1 pseudogene is annotated in these 247 nt (G+C 70.9%); it reads right to left on the bottom strand.

Going from position 1 to position 247, the window contains the following annotated elements:
* Positions 1-47 precede the first annotated feature (47 nt).
* A pseudogene (locus tag NVV99_RS26710) lies at positions 48-247 on the bottom strand (DUF58 domain-containing protein); the annotation flags it as partial.

Below are 247 nucleotides of genomic sequence, written 5' to 3'. Positions count from 1 at the left end.
GACGAACAACAGCAGCAGCCACCACGGTGAAGTGAAACCGGACAGGCTCATCGTCCCCCCGGCCGGGCGGGTGCGCCGAAGCTGTGCCGCCGGGCCGCGACGAATCGGACGACATCGCCGATCCAGTCGCGGTCGGTGCGCCACGTCAGCACCGGTGCACCTGAACTGCGCAGCGCCTGGTGCCCGGCCGCGCGATGCTCGACGGCGGCCTGCGCCTAGTCGGCCCGCAGTTCGGGAGTAGTCGTGA

It is taken from the genome of Rhodococcus sp. PAE-6 (assembly GCF_025290685.1).
GTDB classification, from domain to species: Bacteria; Actinomycetota; Actinomycetes; order Mycobacteriales; family Mycobacteriaceae; genus Rhodococcus; species Rhodococcus pyridinivorans.
The sequence above is the reverse complement of the archived record's forward strand: the minus strand, read 5'-3'. Positions and strand labels throughout refer to the sequence as shown.